We start from the raw sequence: 16371 nt of genomic DNA on the forward strand, positions 1-16371 counted from the left end.
GCTGCCCGGATGCCGAACGGAGCGACACCACCGCCGTTGAGCGTGATCGTGGCCACCACCGCACCGAACGCCGGAGCATCCGCACCGCCGAAGCAGACGACACCTTCGCGTCTACAACATTTGATCAACCCGAAGAAGCGGGACATAATGAATCAACGCCGGGGCCCTGGCTGGGGAGTGGCAAGTTCAGCTGACGGGCATCACATAAACACGGGCGAACCAGTGGCCGATTTGGGCGCTGTGCAAATGTCCGGTAACTCCCCTATCACCTTCGACGCCCATGACCACATGAACATGCGGCTTGCCATCGACGATCTCGCCGGTCATGGCGTATTCAGTGATATTATCCGCCGTTGGATCTTTTGCGGGCATTGTGGAGACAGCGAATGAATCCGCGGCCCCGATCAAGGATACGATGGCGCCGTTCAGAACCCAACTCCTTCGCCGACCGGCTGATCTCGGAGACGAGTTCGCCTTCCTGGATCTCGATCACGTGCATGGGTCTTCTCCCTGGATTGCAAGGCCGATGGTGCGGATAGTCTCGCGCACCGGCTCGGTTCTCGGTGCACGAAGCAGCGCAGCTCTGGCGGCTTCGTCGCTCTTCTCCTCTGGAGCATGACGGCAGCACACCACCTCGCCCCCGCATCACGAGGGTTGGACAGTTCGCCAACGAGCGCCTCCATCCGGGCGCCCACACGGGAGGCAACAGTGGACAGGCGAAGTCGCCGAACCTCCACGTCCCGCAGCGTGGCGGCTGCGGCCATGGTGCAGGTCCGCGCGTACTGGTGCCGTACGAGAGCCGAGGGGGCGGATGAACCGGAGACCGAATATCGGTTCGCCGATATCCGGCAGATCGCCCGCGGCAAGAATGATGCCCGCTTATTAAGAATGGACCAGCGAGTGTGTTCATGATGAGATGCTCCGGTGACGTCCTCTGAGATGACTTCGACCGCGAAATACGCAATCGAGGCATATCGTAGAGTGGCCGAGCTCGCACAAGCCAACGCCCCCGCGCTGAACAGAGCGTCTCAGGTGATGCAGCTCAATACCTGGGTGGGTGGCGGAGCATCTTATTTCACCAAAGAACTGTTCTCCCACCGCGTACGGCTCCAGCAGGCGTTCCAGACGGCGCTGGACGAGATCGCCGAGCTGATCGTGCGCCAAGGCGGGACCGCTCCTCCACAGCTACGCGTGATCACCCCGCTCCAGACGAGCATGAGCGCGGGTGCCGAGGGGTTCAGAGGGATAGACGTCGGCCAGATGGAGCTCCTCATCAGAGAGCTCGACCGGGCCGGCGGCCCGCTGATGGAAGCCGGATCCCAACTGCAGAACGCCTGCTCGACGCTGTGCGTGGCCCCCGGCGCCGGGCCTGCGATCGGCTCCATCGGGGCCTGGTCCGAGACTCAGACCAGAGATCTGCGAAAACGTCTGGAGACCATCACCCGCGTAACGCCGATCGCCGAGAACGGGCTTCCCGTGCAGGGGCCGTTCCTCGGCATGGACACGATCGGTGCGGGAGCGGCGGCGTACGGGCTGTTCGGCGCGTTCGACACCGCGCCGAACAAGGCCAGGGACCTGCTCTCCCGCGCGAGCGGCGGTGACGCCAAAGCCCTGGAGGGGATATTGAAACTCCAGCGGGAGGGAAAAGACGCCGGCCTGGCGCAGCGGGTCAGCGCCTGGTGGAAGACACTGGATCCGGCCACCGCCAAGAAGCTGGCCGGTGCGGCTCCGGGCCTGGTCGGCTCACTGAACGGGCTGCCCTCGGCCACCCGCGACAGACTCAACCGGACCTTCCTCGACCAGGAGCAGAAGCGACTGACCACAATGCTGTCCGGTCTCAAGGAGAAAGCCGGGCGGCCCGAGTTCTCCGGCCAGGCACGCGCAGGGCTGGAGGCAGCCGCCGAGCGGGTCTCTCTCATGCTGAAGAGGGTCCAGGAGGTCAGAGCGGCCCTCGCCAAGGGCGGCCAGAACGGCTTCCCCCCGGCGTTGCTGCTCTCCTTCGACGCGGTGAACGCCCACGGCCGCGCGGTGGTGTCATACGGCGACCCCGACAGGGCACACAACATCACCACCTATGTGCCGGGATTCACCACCCAGGTCGAGAACGGCACCGCCGACTTCGACCGTGCTTTGGCCGTCTGGTCGGAGGCAGACAGGTTGGATCACAGCAGACGGACGGCCTCGATCGCGTGGCTCGGTTACGACGCGCCCCAGCTCGACATCGGATTGGTCATCCCTGACCATTCAGTGGCCGTGGACGGGGCCGCCGAGAAGGGCGCCCAAGAACTGGCCTCCTTCGCCGACGGGCTGCACGCCACCCATGACCTCGCCGTACCGGCTCGCCTGACCATGGTCGGCCATAGCTACGGCTCGCTGACCACCGGCAAAGCCGCCACGCTGCGCCCTCCCGGGACGTTCGCCGACGACCTGGTGTTCGTCGGCAGCCCCGGCGTCGGCACTCCCCAAGCCGCCGAGTTGGGTGCGGGCAGGGATCACGTGTGGGTCGGGGCCAGTGACAATGATCCTGTCGCCAAGCTTGGGCGGTTCGGTGGAGATCCGGACTCCCCCAAATTCGGCGCCACCCGCTTCCGCGCCGGGGAGGGCGGCCACTCCGATTACTGGATAGAAGGATCAGATTCCATCCGTAACATGAGCCGTGTCGTCGTTGGAAAATCCGATGATGTTCAAAAAATGTTCGTACCATTTCTCTAAATGACAGGCGTCCCCTCATGGCAGGCAAGCTAAAAAACACGCGAAGCATTGATCGGCAAGAGCTATCGGACAGCCAAATTAGTTGCGAAGGGAACCCATGGCACGGCGATTACGCTTTTTCGCGGCGCTCACTACGCTAGCGGTGCTGGGTTGGCTCAGTGGCTGCGCGAAGGAATCGACAATGAACGATAAACCGAATATTTCCAAGGCACAGGCCACCACACGGGTTGAGGAGCTCGTCCGCACAGCCGTCGCCGAGGTCAAACCTGTTCCCAACATGAAGCTCAGTCCCACCAGTCTCGCCGATCGTCCTTGTATTCCCGATGAGGGGAACGTTCTCACTGGGGAAATATATGTCATCCGATCCTATTATCTAACAGGAATTCCCAAGGAGCACCTGGTCGAGGTGGCCCGGAAGATCCAGACCAACTGGAAAAACTCCGGACACAAAATTACAAACGAATACGCATTCGACCGGGGGAAGCCTCAGCTATCCGGTAGGACCAGTGACGACTTTCGTCTCGCCCTCGACACCGTTGACGGCGAATCCGGTTTGGAAATTTCGCTGTTGGTGGGCTCGCCATGCTTTCGCCCCGACAAGCCTTCCCCCTCCCCCACCTGACCTGCCGACCTCATTTCCCCTTGCTCGCACGGCTCATCGGCCGAACTCTGCCGTGTCTCCCAGGATGGGGAGGCCAGCGTCCCGGACGAGTGGGGATCAGGTCCGTGGACACCGGCCCTTTTGTGCGGTCCACGCTCGGCAAGGGGAAGCCGCGGGCGTGGACCGACTCCGGGTTCAGGGGATCGGTGGGAAGTGAGGGCGATCCCGCCGAACCCGGAGGTTCGAGGATTCAGGGGTGGTGGGGCTGGGCTGGGAGGTCGAACCGGACGCCGGTGCCGAGCTGGCCGGTGCCGCGTAGCGGGTCCACCGGGTTGCCGCAGTGTCGGTAGACAAGTTCGATGACAACGGGCCGCCCGGCGACGACAGCGTGGTCAGCCCGGGTGTGGTTCGTGGTCTCCCGACGGGCAGGACGGGTCACACAGGACGTCGACCCAGATGTCGGCGACCGGCGCGGTGATCTGCTCGACGGCCTCGGCCGGGATCACGTCGTCGGTGACGTCGGCCCAAATCAGGCGTACCGCGGCGGCCAGCGTGACGATGTGGGTGCCGCACCCCGCACACAGGCGTACCCCGTCGGACAGATCCACGATGGGCAGCGGACCACTCACCGGGACCTCCACTCCGCGCAGACGAACCAGACGGTCTTGCCGTCCGCTGGCTTGCCCTCCGAGGCCGGTACGACGCCCCACCGGTCGGCGTTCACCAGCCCTCGACCATGCTCCTCCTCCGGACCGGCCGGGACCGGGTTCGGCCACACGGCGCTGTGGTCGGTGACCTCCCCACGGACGACCCGCCTGTACTGGTACAGGGCGAGGGTGATCGGCGCCTTGCCGTGCAGGATCGCGTTACTCACCAGCTCGGACACGACCATGGTCACGTTCTCCTCCACGGAGGACATGTCCCAGGCGGCAAGGGCCTCCCGCACGAGGCCGCGCGCCTTACCGACCGCTTCGGGATCGGCGGGCAGATCCCAGTACGCCTCAAGGGCGTTTTGAGGTGTCTTCATAAGTGCTCCAGCGAGGGCGAGGCCGACAGAGGGAGTGCCGCACTTGGCATATGCGGCACAGAGGCGCGAGACCGAAATCCGACCCAGCCAACGACTGATGTCACACAGAATCACTATCTCTTTACAAAGCATGCTCGTCTGACGCGCCTATGATGCGGCCTGCACGGCTCAAACTGCAACTCTCATTCTGAAACTCGACCGATATGTCTTCCCTTGCACCGAGTGCTCTACGATCGACATCCCTACGCCCTGGAGGTAAGCGATGACATACAGTGGCCAGAGTCCAACGGTGCGCCGACGACGTCTGGCTGCCGAACTCCGGAGTTTGCGCGAGGCCGCTGGCTTGACCATGGAGGAGGTCGCTCAGGCGCTGGACATGTCACGGGCCACGGTTTCGCGCCTCGAAACCGGCAAAACGGCCCGGCCGCGACCTCGCGACATCCGAGACATCCTTGATCTATACGGGGCGGAGGACGCTCACAGGGAAGCGGTCATGGACCTCGTCCGGGGTGCTCGCGAGCGAGGTTGGTGGGAGCAGTACAAAGGTGTCTTCACCGGCAGCTACGTGGGTCTCGAAGCGGAAGCCTCCTCAATCGACACCTTCGAGCCCCTCGTGATCCCCGGCTTGCTGCAAACCTCCGCGTACACGGCCGAACTCATCCGAGCCTCCCTGTCTTATGATCCCGCCGAACTCGATAAACGCTTGGAAGCGCGGATGCGCCGACAGGAGATCCTGCAGCGCCCGAATCCACCTCGATATCGGGCGATCATCGACGAGGCGGCTCTTCTGCGAACCATGAGCAAAAAAGAGGTGATGCGCGACCAACTTCGCAAGCTAATCGATACCCAACCGCTTGAGCACGTGACCATTCAGGTCATTCCAATGTCGGCGGGTCCTCATGTAGGAATGTGGGGTCAGTTCGTCATTCTCGGGTTTCCTGACCCTACCGATCAGAACGTTGTCTACGTTGAAACTCCTACAGACAATCTCTATCTAGAAGAACCCGAACAGCTCGAACGCTATAACCTGATGATGCAGCGCCTCGTTGCCAACGCACTTGGAGCTGACGCCTCGATCGCTTATCTCTCCGAGCTCATCGACCGATTGTGAGACACCTATGGATCTGTCTGGCGCCGAATGGAACAAGAGCAGCCTCAGCCAGGGCGACGGCAACAACTGCGTGGAAGTCGCCCGCAACCTTCCTGGAATCGTCGCGGTACGGGACTCGAAAGCCCCCGACGAGCCAAGTCTGATCTTCACGCCCTCGGAGTGGTCCGCCTTCGTCAGTAGCGTAAGAAACGGCCAGCTCGACTGACCAAAACCCGCCGCGCAGCTACAGCCGAGAGGAAATCATGAGCCTTACCCAGTCCAATCTCACCTGGCGTAAATCCTCCCTCAGCTCGGCAGAAGGACAGAACTGTCTTGAGGTCGCGGCACTCCCCAATGAAGGGCAGGCCCTACGGGATTCCAAAGACCCCTGCGGCCCCATCCTGAAGCTCACCTCGGGCGAGTGGTCCGCATTCGTCAGCGGTGTCAGGAACGGCGAGTTCGGCTGACGGGCACCGGCTATACGGGCATGACCATGACCAGTCGCCGGGCCAGGGCTTTCACTTCGGTGAGTAGCCCGGCCGGCGGCTGGTCGAGGTCGAGGGCGTGCTGGTGGATGGTGATGCGGGCGTGCCGGACGCGGTGGGCGGCGTGCGGGGCGTTGCCCTTGGCGTAGATGAGGTGACCTTCCGGGAGGTTGAGCGCGGTGCAGTAGGCGAGCATCTGGTAGAGGTCGGCGTCTGGGAAACCCCCGGGCTTCTCCGCCTTGTACTTGGCGTCGGCCACGGCGAGTGGGGTACCGTCGTCGGCGTACCAGACGAAGTCGGGAAGCATCCGGATCGCCTGACGTTCGTCGAGATAGTGAGTGGCCTGGAGAACACAGTGGCCACCGTTGTCGGCGAGGGCCTCGCGGAGCGCGACGGTGACGAAGTCCTCGAAGACCTGGGCCATGTCGAAGAGGAAGCCGTTCACGGTGATGTCGCCAGGCCGGTGCTCGACAGAGGCGCCGCGCAGTACGAGTTCGGCCAGGCGCAGCGCGTTCTGGTAGCGGACGTTGAGCCGGGTGGGCCGCCAGACGGGCAGCTCCTGGCCGCGTCCGAGCGGGGTGATCTCGGCCAGCCGGACGCGCAGTCGCAGCAGCCTGGCGCGTACGTCACCGGGGATACCGCCGGGCAACCGCAGCAGCCGTTCGCAGGCGGCGCGGAGGAGCTGGTTCTCGGCGATGTCGGAGGTGTACTCGTCGTGAGCGATCTCCAGCGGGATGAGCCGACCGTGATGCCTGCGGATCTGCTCCGCCTCGCGGATGCGACCACGTACGACGAGGGAGGTCTCCTCGGTGCTGCGATATCCTTGGAGCAGCCCCTGTCGCAGGGCCTGGTCCGCCTGCCGCTCGAAGAGACGAGCGAGGGCGGACAGCAGCTCCGGCTCCTCCCCCAGTCGTACCTCCTCGTGCCGCCACCCCTTGGCACTGAGGCTGTAGCCCAGGAGGAAGAGGATCCTGGCGATGGACATCTTTGGCTCGATCCGCACGGTGACCGCCTCGCCATCGGGCACGGCGACCGTGGCCACACCGACCTTGCCTCCAGCCTTCACCCGCCACCGACCTGGACGGTACGGGTCGGGTCCCGCCTCGACGAGGCGGGATGCCAGAAGTGCCCGGCCAGCGGCATCATCGAGTGGGACCGAGACCCCCTCGCCATACTCGGTGAGCTCGATGAACGTCATGACAGGTCGGGCTCGCCGGTATCCGGGAAGGTCGCGATGGCGGCGCGCAGCGACCGCAGCCCGTAGCGCAGCTCGACGTTCACACCTTCCCCGTAGTGATGTTCCTCCAGCAGCGGCAGGATCTTCGTCCTCCAGGTGCGTTCGAGCCCGCCATCGCGATAGACCCCCTTCTTCATCAGGTACGAGGGTCCGACACGGAAGTCCGGGTCGGCGATACGCGCGTTGAGCGCGTCGAGGAGGTCGGCGGGCTCGATGTCTCGTTCCTCGCGTTCCAGCCAGCGACGGAGCAATCCGCTGGTCGGCTCGGTCCGGGGTGAGAGCTCGACGAAGGCGAAACGGCGGCGCATCGCGGCGTCCACGAGCGCGATGGAGCGGTCGGCGGTGTTCATGGTGCCGATGACGAAAAGGTTCGGCGGGAGCGCGAAGTCGTCGCCTGAGTAGGTGAGCCGCACCGACTTGTTCCGATACTCCAGCAGGAAGTACAGCTCGCCGAAGACCTTGGCCAGGTTCGCCCGGTTGATCTCGTCGATAAGAAGGAAGTGCGGGACGTGCCGGTTGCCCTCGCGGGATGCCAGATCGGCGAGTTCACGCAGTGGTCCCGCGGTGAGCCGGAAGGCGACCTCCCGCGTCTCCGGATCCTCCTGAGGTCGGAAGCCTTCGAAGAAGTCCTCGTAGGCATACGAGGGGTGGAACTGCACCAGCTTGACCTGCTCGGGACCGCCACCGAGGAACTCGGCCAGCTTGAGCGCAAGGTAGGTCTTGCCGGTGCCGGGTGGGCCGTAGAGAACAAGCTGCCGGTCGTCCCAGAGTAGGTCACGCACCTCACGCAGCCACTTGACGTCGTGCACCAGAAGTTCGTCCGCGAGTCCTTGGGTCGGCTCAGGGAGCTCCAGCTCCCGGCGGGCGGCGAGCGCGGCGATCTCCAGGCTCGAATCACCTGCCATGTCCCGCGCCTCGTCGGCCAACTCCTCGTCGCTCCGGCCCAGCCCGGCGATCAGTGCTTGGCTGGAGGTGATGTCGACGACGTCGCGCTGGGTGGAGAGCTTCTGCTGGAGCTCCTCGGGTAGTTCGTCGTACGGGTATCCGATGCTCTGCCACTCCACCGGACGTCGCAGGTTCGAGCGTCCTCCCTCAGAGACGATCTGCTCCACCTCGCCGGTGATCTCCCCGACGTACAACAGGCCGTGGGAAGTCGTGCAGACGGTGTCCCCGAGCTTCATTCGAGACAGGAAGAAGTGAAAGTCGTCGACCAGCCGGACTCGCTGGGTATAAACGACAGACTCGTAGTCCTCCTCCACGAGACTGCGCAGACGGTTTTTACTCATGCCCGGCTTGACGCCCTCACACAGCCGTTCCGCCGCGAGGCTCACGCGCCCCTGGGAAAGCCAGAGATCCTTGACCGTACCGAACCCGGCCACATTGGTCCCCCGGACCAGCCAAGTACGGCTGGCCCCCCACCCCGCCTGGTCAACGAAGTCGCCGAGCGGATGCCCACCGTCGCTCTTCCAATCTTTCCATCCGCTGGAATTGCGACCAAGCACGATCGCGGCGGCGGCCGAGGGCGAGCCGCAGGGGATGTCTTCTACCGCCTCTAAGTAACCCGGCAAAGTTGCGGACTCTGCGATCAAGCCATCGTCGATCAATTCCTGACGGAATCTGTGCGCGGAAGCGGCTCGCTTTTCAAACGACGGCACGACATCCCGCCGGATCGGCGACCCGGCTAACACCACAAACTTCTGGCTGCCGTTGGCCCCCTTCTCGTTTAATAGCCAGCCGCGTGCGACAGGCCCATCGTCAGGCAGACGGAGTTGAAACTCGGGATGGAGGTTGGACATCAGGTCCTCTCGGTGTCGGCACAACCAATAGATGAGGGCACGTGGTCACCGCCTGGTGTGAAGGCAGCGATCTCCACGACTTAAGGCATCCAGACTCAACGTCACCGCAGGGGTTTATGTGGATCGATCACGTCACTGCCACCTGTCCACGTCATTCCACAGGCGGGGCAGTGGACGTACCAGTCTTCCCACCCGTTTCGGAATTCCAGGCGTCCCTTATGCCCGGTCCCCGGACACACTTCTGAAGTTGGAGGCTCCTTCCATATTTCAAAATCGATACGGGCGGCTTCGCGTACTTCGCCGATCACAGACGCACTCTCCGCGCCTCGGAAGGTCGTGGTGGTGATGGTCGACTGCTTGGAATAGCGGGGGCCGTGGCCAGGGGGTGGGGTGAGGGTGGAGGTGTAGTTCTCGCCGTCGACGAGGGGGACGGTGAGGCTTACGCCGGACTTTGCCAAGCGGTCGTACTCGGCGAGGACGAGATCTTTGGTGCGGTACGTACCGTACTTAGCCTCATCCTTGCGCTTAACGATCGGGAAGCTGTCAAGAATGTAGGCGGCATCGTTGCGCGATACGCTGTAGAGGTGAAAGAAAAGAGCATCAAGTTCGGCACGAATGACAGTACGACGCTCATCGTCCCAACAGAAGGGTGCGCCCGTGTCACCGAGATCGCGAGCAAAGAGGCTGATGTCGTAGGACGTATAAGTAAGTTCAATAACACGACTCGTGATGAATAAATTATGCAAAGACAGAACTGATGGTGAGGGAACAGGGAGCTGCTCAGAGGTGCTTTGCGGAACGCTGGGCTGGGTAAGGCTATTTCGCAGTACATAATCGTATACGAATGAGTTATAAACGGCTTCCAGCAGGGGCAGCTGCGCCATTTCTGGTCCAACAGAAATGATCCATCCGTAAGATGCAGCACCCCATGGAATAATGGCGGAAATCGACGTACGTTCGTCAGTGTTACGCGTAACCCTTCTATGACCAAGAAGAGCTGATCCAGTTTTCAAGCCTCGCTTATCGAGGCGCTGTCTCACTATATCCTCAGCTACCCAATACTCCGGCAACACGACGAAATTTGGATCATTCAATTCTTCGAGAGTGACCTCTTGAGAACCGGAAGAGTGGGAAAACCGATGCAAGTACTGATGCCCCATACGCCCCTCATAGAGAGGTAGCATGCGGTCACGGTCACGCGTGAATACGTTGCCACTCAACTCCCACCCCCCGTTCTCCAGCATTTGTCTCGTATGGAAAAATTCCGAGTCATCAGTCATATCAAAGAGACGCTTATAGGAGATGCGCCAGGGGTTTCCGTCCGGATCCGCTCCACGCTTCAACACAGGGGCGCTCTTGTAGATCGAAACAGTGAGGTCGGCGTCCTGACGGGTGCGGAATATGGGGAGGGTCCCGGTGTTGGGGTTGATGAGAGCAATCTCCGCCGGGCTGAGTGCGAAGATGCGTTCAGCATCGTCGAGATCAGCTGTTTCTTCGAGAAAGAAGGCGAACTTCGCCGCCGGTTCACGCAACTCCTTGCCGGTCATCGAGAGCAGGCAAAACTTGTAGCTAGAGTGCACCCCCACGAAGAGCGGTTTGCGGTTCTCGAAGTCATACAAGGAGGCGATGGCGCCGCGTCGAGTGAAGTCGCTGAAAAGATATTGTGCCCCCGCGCCCGTTGCGATGGCTGTCGGGATGATGCACCCGAAGCGCCCTTTGGGTGCGGCAATGTAGGCGAAGCGCTCAGTAAAGAGCTGGTCGGTCTGGAGTGAGTTGACGCCCTTAACCGTGAGCCCCTTGGCACACAGAGGGTACGTCTCCGAGCCGCTTGCAAACAGAAATGTCGATTTCACTTTGCGTCGCTCGGCCCGGTAGCGCTTACCCGCCTCCGTGTTCTCTTTAGCCCACTCGGCGATTCGGATACGCCGAGCGGTACCAGAGATCACGGCAATCGACGGCTCAACTATGCTGAAGTACTCCTGATCTTTGAAGTCAACCTTGTCCCACGGCGGATTGCCCAGTACGCAAGAAAAACCCCCAGCCCAGCCGGTGGCCGGGTCCACGTCCGCGCCTGAGGCATCATCCGGGACAGTGAATACCTCGGGAAATGCCAGATACCAGTGGAAAAAGTGATACTCCTGACTGAGCCGCATGATCTCATCGTGGGTCACCTGCGAGGCAGCTGTGGCATCAGGGTCCTGGAGTGCACGGAAGACATTATGAGTTACCGCAGGCGGGGCGTCCTTGACTTTGTGCCACATGAATGCCGCACACCAGGCATCGGCCAAATGCACAGCGTTGACATACTCGGCGGAGTTCTCCCAATTTCGGTAGTCCTCAGCCTGCCGATGAACCTTTTCGAGTGTATCGGAAGGAGCATTTATAATGCGGCGCAGACCAAAGGCGAAAGCGGTGTTGGCCACCTTCGTCTCCTCGGCAACATCGAACAGCCTAACCTGTCCCGCACGTTCCTTATCGTTCTGCTTCTCAAGAAATTTCGCGTAGCTGACATCGTCACCCTCGACTGCCTTGAACGCTTTGCTTGGGATGCCGTCGCGCAGCAACACCGGCGTCGCCCCGATCAGCCCGTTGCCGTGCTTGATGTGCGCGTCGAGGAAGCCGAGCGGCTTGCCCGGCTCCAGGGCCTCCAGCCAGAGCGACACCTTGGCCAGCTCGACGGCCATCGGGTTGAGGTCGACCCCGTACACGCAGCGGGCGATCACCTCGTGCAGGGCGTGCCGGACCGCGTCCAGGGTGGGTTCGGGGTTGCGTTCCCGTACGGCGGCGACGCGCTTGGCGATCCGGCGGGCGGCGGCCACCAGGAAGTGGCCGGAGCCGCAGGCCGGGTCGCAGACGGTCAGCGAGAGCAACTCGGTGACGATGGCCTCGGCCGGGTCGGGCTCACTCGCCGCCGACGCCTTCAGCTCTCCGCGCTTCTGCGCGTCGTCGATGACCGGGTCGAGGGTGGAGTCGAGCAGGGTCTCGATCAGGGAGCTCGGCGTGTAGTACGAGCCGGTCTTCTTGCGGTCGTTGCCGAGGCGGTTGACCAGCTCGAAGGTGCGATCGACGGCGCTGTGCTTGGGGACGAGCTCAAGAAGCGACTCGTAGATGGAGCCGAGTTCCTCCGCGCCCATGTTGCGGTAGTCCACCTGGCGCCAGCGGGCCGAGTCCGCGTCGCGGACCCGGTCGAGGTGGCGTACGGCCTCCAGCAGATGAACGTTGGAGAGCGACAGGCCGTGCAGCGGGGCGTCGGCGGCGGTGTCGTCGAAGAGGCCGCCGAGTCCGGGCAGGCCCAGTTTCCGGTGACCGTCCTCGTTGCCGAGCGCGTCGAGCACGATCCGCAGGGTCCGGTAGAGGTCGGTGTGCGCGGTGCCCCGGCGACGGCTCGCCTGGTGGCGCAGCCTGCGGGAGGAGAAGTAGGCGGCGTAGCGCCGACGCTCCTCCTCGCTCGCCGTGGGCGAGTGGAGCGCGTCCCGGTCCTCGGTGACGAAGAGGAAGATCAGCCGGTAGGCGAGGCGGAGCAGCGCGGCGTGGAAGGCGTCGACGTCCAGGTCCTCGCGGAGGGCCTTGTTGTCAGGGTGCTTGAGGAAGCCGGTGCCGAGCGTGGTGATGGCCTTCTGGACCCCGTCGCGATGGTGGTCCAGGGCACGCGTGCCGGAGGCGATCGCCTCGACGCGCCATTTCTCCAGCCAGCACGCCGACGGCGCCGCGTCCTCCTCGACCTTGAAGCGGGTGAAGTGCAGCAGCCGGTAGAGCAGGACGAACTCGCTGAACAGCTCGCCGTCGAAGATCGCCTCCAGGTCGAACTCGACGTACGAGGCGGTGGCGAGCGCGTTGGAGTCGCGCAGCAGGCGGAGCTGGCGGCCGTTGGTGAGGACACCCCACAGGTGCGCCTCGGTGCGGTTGAGGCACTCCTGGAGCAGGGACTGCGGCGGGACCGTGCCCGCGCCGCCGGGGCGCCTGTCCAGCGCGGCGTTCCAGGGGGCCAGGTGCAGGGGCACGTGGTTCCAGCGGTGGCTGACCGCGAAGGTCTTGCCGCCGTCGTCGGACGGGATGCCCGCCGCCCCGACCGCCGTCAGGTCGCCGAAACCGAGCTCCGCGAAGAGCGGTTCGAGCCACTGCGTGACCGCGAGACCGGTGGGGTCGGACGGGGCCTCCACCTCCGGTGCGACGGGGAGCTTCGCGCGCAGCTCCTTCCAGACCGACTTGAGGTAGTCCCAGTGGCGCTCGGCGTCGTCGCGCACCGAACGCGAGCCGACGACGCGGTAGTCGGAGGGCAGCGAGCCCTTGACGTCCCTGCCCTCGGAGATGCGGACCAGCATGTCGGCGGGGAGCAGGCCGCCGATGCTGTGCACGGCGGAGAAGACCTGGTTGCGGACGGTGGCGGACATCAGGCTGCTCCTCCGGCGACGGCGGGGACAATGACGGAGGCGACTGCGGAAGTGACGGCGTCGGAGGCCGGCAGGTAGACGTAGACGCCGAGAATGTCGGCGGGTTTCTGCGCGGTGACGTTCACACCACGGACGATCTCGCCGGAGGCACTGCGGACCCGGCGGTGCGAGGCGAGGAGTTCGGCGGCGAGTTCCTCGCCGTACGCCTCCAGACGCGTCTTCGTGGCGGGCAGGCCGTCCAGGACGCGGCTCATCGTGCGCTCGCCGAAGTGGCGGTCGGTGTTGTCGTCGGCGGTCGCGTCGAGCAGTTCCAGCGCCTTCTCGGCGGGCAACCAGACGGCGTTCGCGGGTGAGCCCTCAAAGGCGAGCAGCCGGGCGTCCTCGGCGACGAGCTCTCGCTCCCCCGATCTGGAGGGCAGCGTGAGGTGGAAGCGGTAGCGGACCAGGAGCAGCGTGGTGCGGTTACCGACGGCGTTGGTCCGGATCACTCCACAGCGGCGGGCCGGGCGGGGTCCTTCCGCCTTGCCGTCGAGGGCGGCGTTGAGTACATATCCGGCGAGCGCGCCGACCACAGGATCGGTGCGGACCAGGGCGGCCTCGCCGCGTGCCACCGCGGCCGTCGTACGGAACGGGACCGGGCGGCCCAGCTCGACGGCGTCGCCGCCGAGGACAGGGGCGAGGACGTCGCGAAGCCCGGCCGGGGCGCCGCTCACCTCCGCGGTGAAGTCGCCGCCGCTCGCGTCGTCGCGCAGGACGCCGTCGAGGGCTGCCAGGGAGTGTCGTACGAAGTCGCGGGTCTCCTCCGAGCGTCCGAGGGTGTCGCGGATCGCGGCGACCTCGCGGGCGACCTCCTCGGGGTGGATGGAACGCTGGGCGAAGCGGGAGCGGGAGGTCTTCTCACGTTCGGCGGCGGACTTCCACTCCGTCTCCAGCTCTTCGGCCCTGTCGTCGATCGCGCCGAGCTCCTCAAGGCCGAAGAGCGTCTCCTGACCGCGTTGCCGGTCGCGCATCAGCACCCATTCGACGATCGCGTCGGTCACCCCGGAGGAGGCCGCGTCCGGAACGGAGACGGAGATACCGAGGTCCTTACGGATCTGGCGGTGCTTCTTGATGAGGACTTCGAGGACCTTGCCATCGATGCCGTTGTCGCTGCCCCACAGGGTGATGACCTTGACGATGTCCCGCTTCTGGCCGTAGCGGTCGACACGGCCTTCGCGCTGGTCGTGGCGGGTGGGGTTCCATGCCAGGTCGTAATGGACGACGGCGTCGAAGTGGTGCTGGAGGTTGACGCCTTCTGAGAGGCAGTCGGTGGCGATCAGGACGCGGCGGGCCGCGCTGTCGTCGCCCGCCTCGTCGGCGAGTTCCTCGATGCGCTGCAGGCGCTGCTGCGGGGAGAGGGTTCCGGTGACGGCCCGGACAACGGTCTTCTTGCCGAGCTTGCCGTCCAGGTGTTCGGCGACGTACTCGGCGGTCGGGATGTAGCGGCAGAAGACGATCGGGTGGTAGCCCTCGTCGAGCAGCTTCTTGAGGTGCCTGATCAGCGCGGCCAGCTTCAGGTCACCGGCCGTTCCCTCCAGGAGGGCCGCCCTGTCGGCCAGTTCGGCGAGGCGCGCGTCCCCCTTTCCGGTCTTCGAGACCTCCGCGACCTCCACGCCGGTCCCCGTGATCTCTGAGACCTCCGTGATCTCCGCGCCGGGGGCGACGTCGAGACCTTCCAGGGCGTCGTTCTCCGAGGAGTCGCTGGTCAGGGGGGCACCGAGCCGGTCGGCCTCCTCGGCGGTGGTGGCCTTCGCCGCCGCCGAACGGGTGCGCAGCGTCTGGGCGGCGGCACGCGGTGAGGAGACCAGGGAGCGCAGCAGCGCGATCGCCGACCACCAGGCGATCCGGGCCTCGCGCCTCCCCTGGCCTCCGGCGGCGGCCACCCGCTCACGCGCGTAGCCGATCGCGTCGTCGAGGAGGGCCTGGTAGGCCGGAGAGAGCTTGTAGGTCTCGTCCTTGAAGTAACGGTCCGAGGGGAACGAGGTCTCCTCGGCCAGGCTGTTGTCGGCCAGGCCGTCGTTCACGGTGAGAAACTGACGCACGTCGGCTCGCTTGCGATGCACGAAGTGCGCGGCGAGCAGCTTGCGGCCTTCCTCCGAGCCGAGATCGACCTCCGCGAGCTCCGGCCTGATCAGGCCGAGCAGGTTGCGGAACGCGCTCTCCTTGCCGCTGTGCGGGGTCGCCGTCACCAGCAGCAGGTGACGGTCGACCTTGGGGTCGGCGATGCGTCGCAGCAGCTCGTACCGCAGCTGGTTCTGCGTGGAGCTGTTCTCGTCGGCGGCGACGCAGGTATGGGCCTCGTCGACGATGACCAGGTCGGGGCAGTGCCGGACGAAGTCGTCGCGGTGGCGGGTGGACTTGATGAAGTCGGTGGAGACCACCACGTGGGGGTGCCGGTCGAAGAGCGACTGGCCCAGGTCCAGGCCGCGTTCCAGCCTGGAGGCCGTGGAGGCCAGCACCAGTTCGGCGTCGATGCCGAACTTGGTGCGCAGTTCCTCCTGCCACTGCTCGGCCAGCGCGGGCGCGCAGAGCACGGCGAGCCCCTTCGCACCGCCCTGGGCGAGCAGCTCGCTCGCGATGAGACCGGCCTCGACGGTCTTGCCGATGCCGACGTCGTCGGAGATCAGCATCCGTACGGTCTTCTGGCGCAGCGCCATCATCAGCGGGACGAGCTGGTAGGCGCGGGGATCGACGGCGATCCCCGCGAGCGAGCGGAAGGGGCCGGCCCCGGAGCGAAAACCGATGCGCAGGGCCGAGCGGAGCAGGCCCGCGGCGTGGGCGTTGCCGAGGTCGGTGGCCGACGGGGGTGCGAACTCGGCGCTCGTGACCTCCTCGAAGTCGGGGAAGACAGCGGCGATGTCGTCGTCGGCTCCGCCGAGGGGACGCAGTACGAGCATGTCGGGGGCGCTCTCGGGGAGCACCACCCAGTCACGGCCTCGGGCGGAGACCAGGGAACCGACGGTGGGGGTGATCGTCATCGGGAGGGGGATCCT

General features: G+C 64.7%; 12 protein-coding genes. 5 read left to right on the forward strand and 7 right to left on the reverse strand.

Annotation, left to right across the window (positions count from 1 at the left end; translation table 11 throughout):
* Positions 1-186: 186 nt before the first annotated feature.
* Complete coding sequence (locus ABD817_RS34685) at positions 187-327, reverse strand: hypothetical protein (protein WP_344922601.1); 141 nt, start codon at positions 325-327, stop codon at positions 187-189.
* Positions 328-939: 612 nt separating this feature from the next.
* Between ABD817_RS34685 and ABD817_RS34690 the strand changes: the two genes are divergently transcribed.
* A complete protein-coding gene (locus tag ABD817_RS34690; protein WP_344922603.1) occupies positions 940-2712 on the forward strand; it encodes an alpha/beta hydrolase in 1773 nt (590 codons plus the stop codon).
* A 181-nt stretch (positions 2713-2893) separates the two neighbouring features.
* The gene (locus tag ABD817_RS34695; RefSeq protein WP_344922604.1) at positions 2894-3334 is read left to right on the forward strand and encodes a hypothetical protein; all 441 of its coding nucleotides are present in this window, start codon (positions 2894-2896) and stop codon (positions 3332-3334) included.
* 371 nt (positions 3335-3705) lie between these two features.
* Here ABD817_RS34695 and ABD817_RS34700 read toward each other — a convergent pair whose 3' ends face one another.
* On the reverse strand, positions 3706-3942 hold the full coding sequence (locus tag ABD817_RS34700) for a hypothetical protein (protein ID WP_344922606.1): 237 nt from the start codon (positions 3940-3942) through the stop codon (positions 3706-3708).
* Positions 3939-4340 (reverse strand): ATP-binding protein, encoded by a 402-nt coding sequence (locus ABD817_RS34705; protein ID WP_344922608.1) that lies wholly within the window; start codon positions 4338-4340, stop codon positions 3939-3941. The genes ABD817_RS34700 and ABD817_RS34705 overlap by 4 nt, the downstream gene beginning before the upstream one ends.
* Before the next feature lie 262 nt (positions 4341-4602).
* On the opposite strand from ABD817_RS34705, the gene ABD817_RS34710 reads away from it, so the two are divergent.
* The 3 genes from ABD817_RS34710 to ABD817_RS34720 are packed head-to-tail and all read left to right on the forward strand — an operon-like array spanning position 4603 to position 5897.
* Positions 4603-5451 (forward strand): helix-turn-helix domain-containing protein, encoded by an 849-nt coding sequence (locus ABD817_RS34710; protein WP_344922610.1) that lies wholly within the window; start codon positions 4603-4605, stop codon positions 5449-5451.
* A gap of 7 nt (positions 5452-5458) precedes the next feature.
* Positions 5459-5656, forward strand: a complete 198-nt coding sequence (locus tag ABD817_RS34715; RefSeq protein ID WP_344922612.1) for a DUF397 domain-containing protein — start codon at positions 5459-5461, stop codon at positions 5654-5656.
* 37 nt (positions 5657-5693) lie between these two features.
* Complete coding sequence (locus ABD817_RS34720) at positions 5694-5897, forward strand: DUF397 domain-containing protein (protein ID WP_344922614.1); 204 nt, start codon at positions 5694-5696, stop codon at positions 5895-5897.
* 10 nt (positions 5898-5907) lie between these two features.
* Here the strand turns inward: ABD817_RS34720 and ABD817_RS34725 are convergent, their stop codons facing one another.
* From ABD817_RS34725 to ABD817_RS34740, 4 genes are all read right to left on the reverse strand, one after another.
* The gene (locus ABD817_RS34725; RefSeq protein ID WP_344922615.1) at positions 5908-6981 is read right to left on the reverse strand and encodes an McrC family protein; all 1074 of its coding nucleotides are present in this window, start codon (positions 6979-6981) and stop codon (positions 5908-5910) included.
* A gap of 128 nt (positions 6982-7109) precedes the next feature.
* On the reverse strand, positions 7110-8948 hold the full coding sequence (locus ABD817_RS34730) for a DUF4357 domain-containing protein (protein ID WP_344922617.1): 1839 nt from the start codon (positions 8946-8948) through the stop codon (positions 7110-7112).
* A gap of 101 nt (positions 8949-9049) precedes the next feature.
* Entirely contained in the window at positions 9050-13339 is a 4290-nt protein-coding gene (locus ABD817_RS34735; protein ID WP_344922619.1) for an Eco57I restriction-modification methylase domain-containing protein, read from the reverse strand.
* A complete protein-coding gene (locus ABD817_RS34740; protein ID WP_344922620.1) occupies positions 13339-16356 on the reverse strand; it encodes a DEAD/DEAH box helicase in 3018 nt (1005 codons plus the stop codon). Before ABD817_RS34740 ends, ABD817_RS34735 begins: the two co-directional genes overlap by 1 nt.
* Between the last annotated feature and the right edge of the window lie 15 nt (positions 16357-16371).

Source organism: Streptosporangium oxazolinicum (genome assembly GCF_039537505.1).
In the GTDB taxonomy this organism is placed as follows: domain Bacteria; phylum Actinomycetota; class Actinomycetes; order Streptosporangiales; family Streptosporangiaceae; genus Streptosporangium; species Streptosporangium oxazolinicum.

Coding starts and splice junctions, on each gene's coding strand:
- ABD817_RS34715 (WP_344922612.1), top strand. CDS start 5,459: ATGGATCTGTCTGGCGCCGAATGGAACAAGAGCAGCCTCAGCCAGGGC.
- ABD817_RS34705 (WP_344922608.1), bottom strand. CDS start 4,340: ATGAAGACACCTCAAAACGCCCTTGAGGCGTACTGGGATCTGCCCGCC.
- ABD817_RS34735 (WP_344922619.1), bottom strand. CDS start 13,339: ATGTCCGCCACCGTCCGCAACCAGGTCTTCTCCGCCGTGCACAGCATC.
- ABD817_RS34685 (WP_344922601.1), bottom strand. CDS start 327: ATGACCGGCGAGATCGTCGATGGCAAGCCGCATGTTCATGTGGTCATG.
- ABD817_RS34730 (WP_344922617.1), bottom strand. CDS start 8,948: ATGTCCAACCTCCATCCCGAGTTTCAACTCCGTCTGCCTGACGATGGG.
- ABD817_RS34695 (WP_344922604.1), top strand. CDS start 2,894: ATGAACGATAAACCGAATATTTCCAAGGCACAGGCCACCACACGGGTT.
- ABD817_RS34740 (WP_344922620.1), bottom strand. CDS start 16,356: ATGACGATCACCCCCACCGTCGGTTCCCTGGTCTCCGCCCGAGGCCGT.
- ABD817_RS34690 (WP_344922603.1), top strand. CDS start 940: ATGACTTCGACCGCGAAATACGCAATCGAGGCATATCGTAGAGTGGCC.
- ABD817_RS34720 (WP_344922614.1), top strand. CDS start 5,694: ATGAGCCTTACCCAGTCCAATCTCACCTGGCGTAAATCCTCCCTCAGC.
- ABD817_RS34710 (WP_344922610.1), top strand. CDS start 4,603: ATGACATACAGTGGCCAGAGTCCAACGGTGCGCCGACGACGTCTGGCT.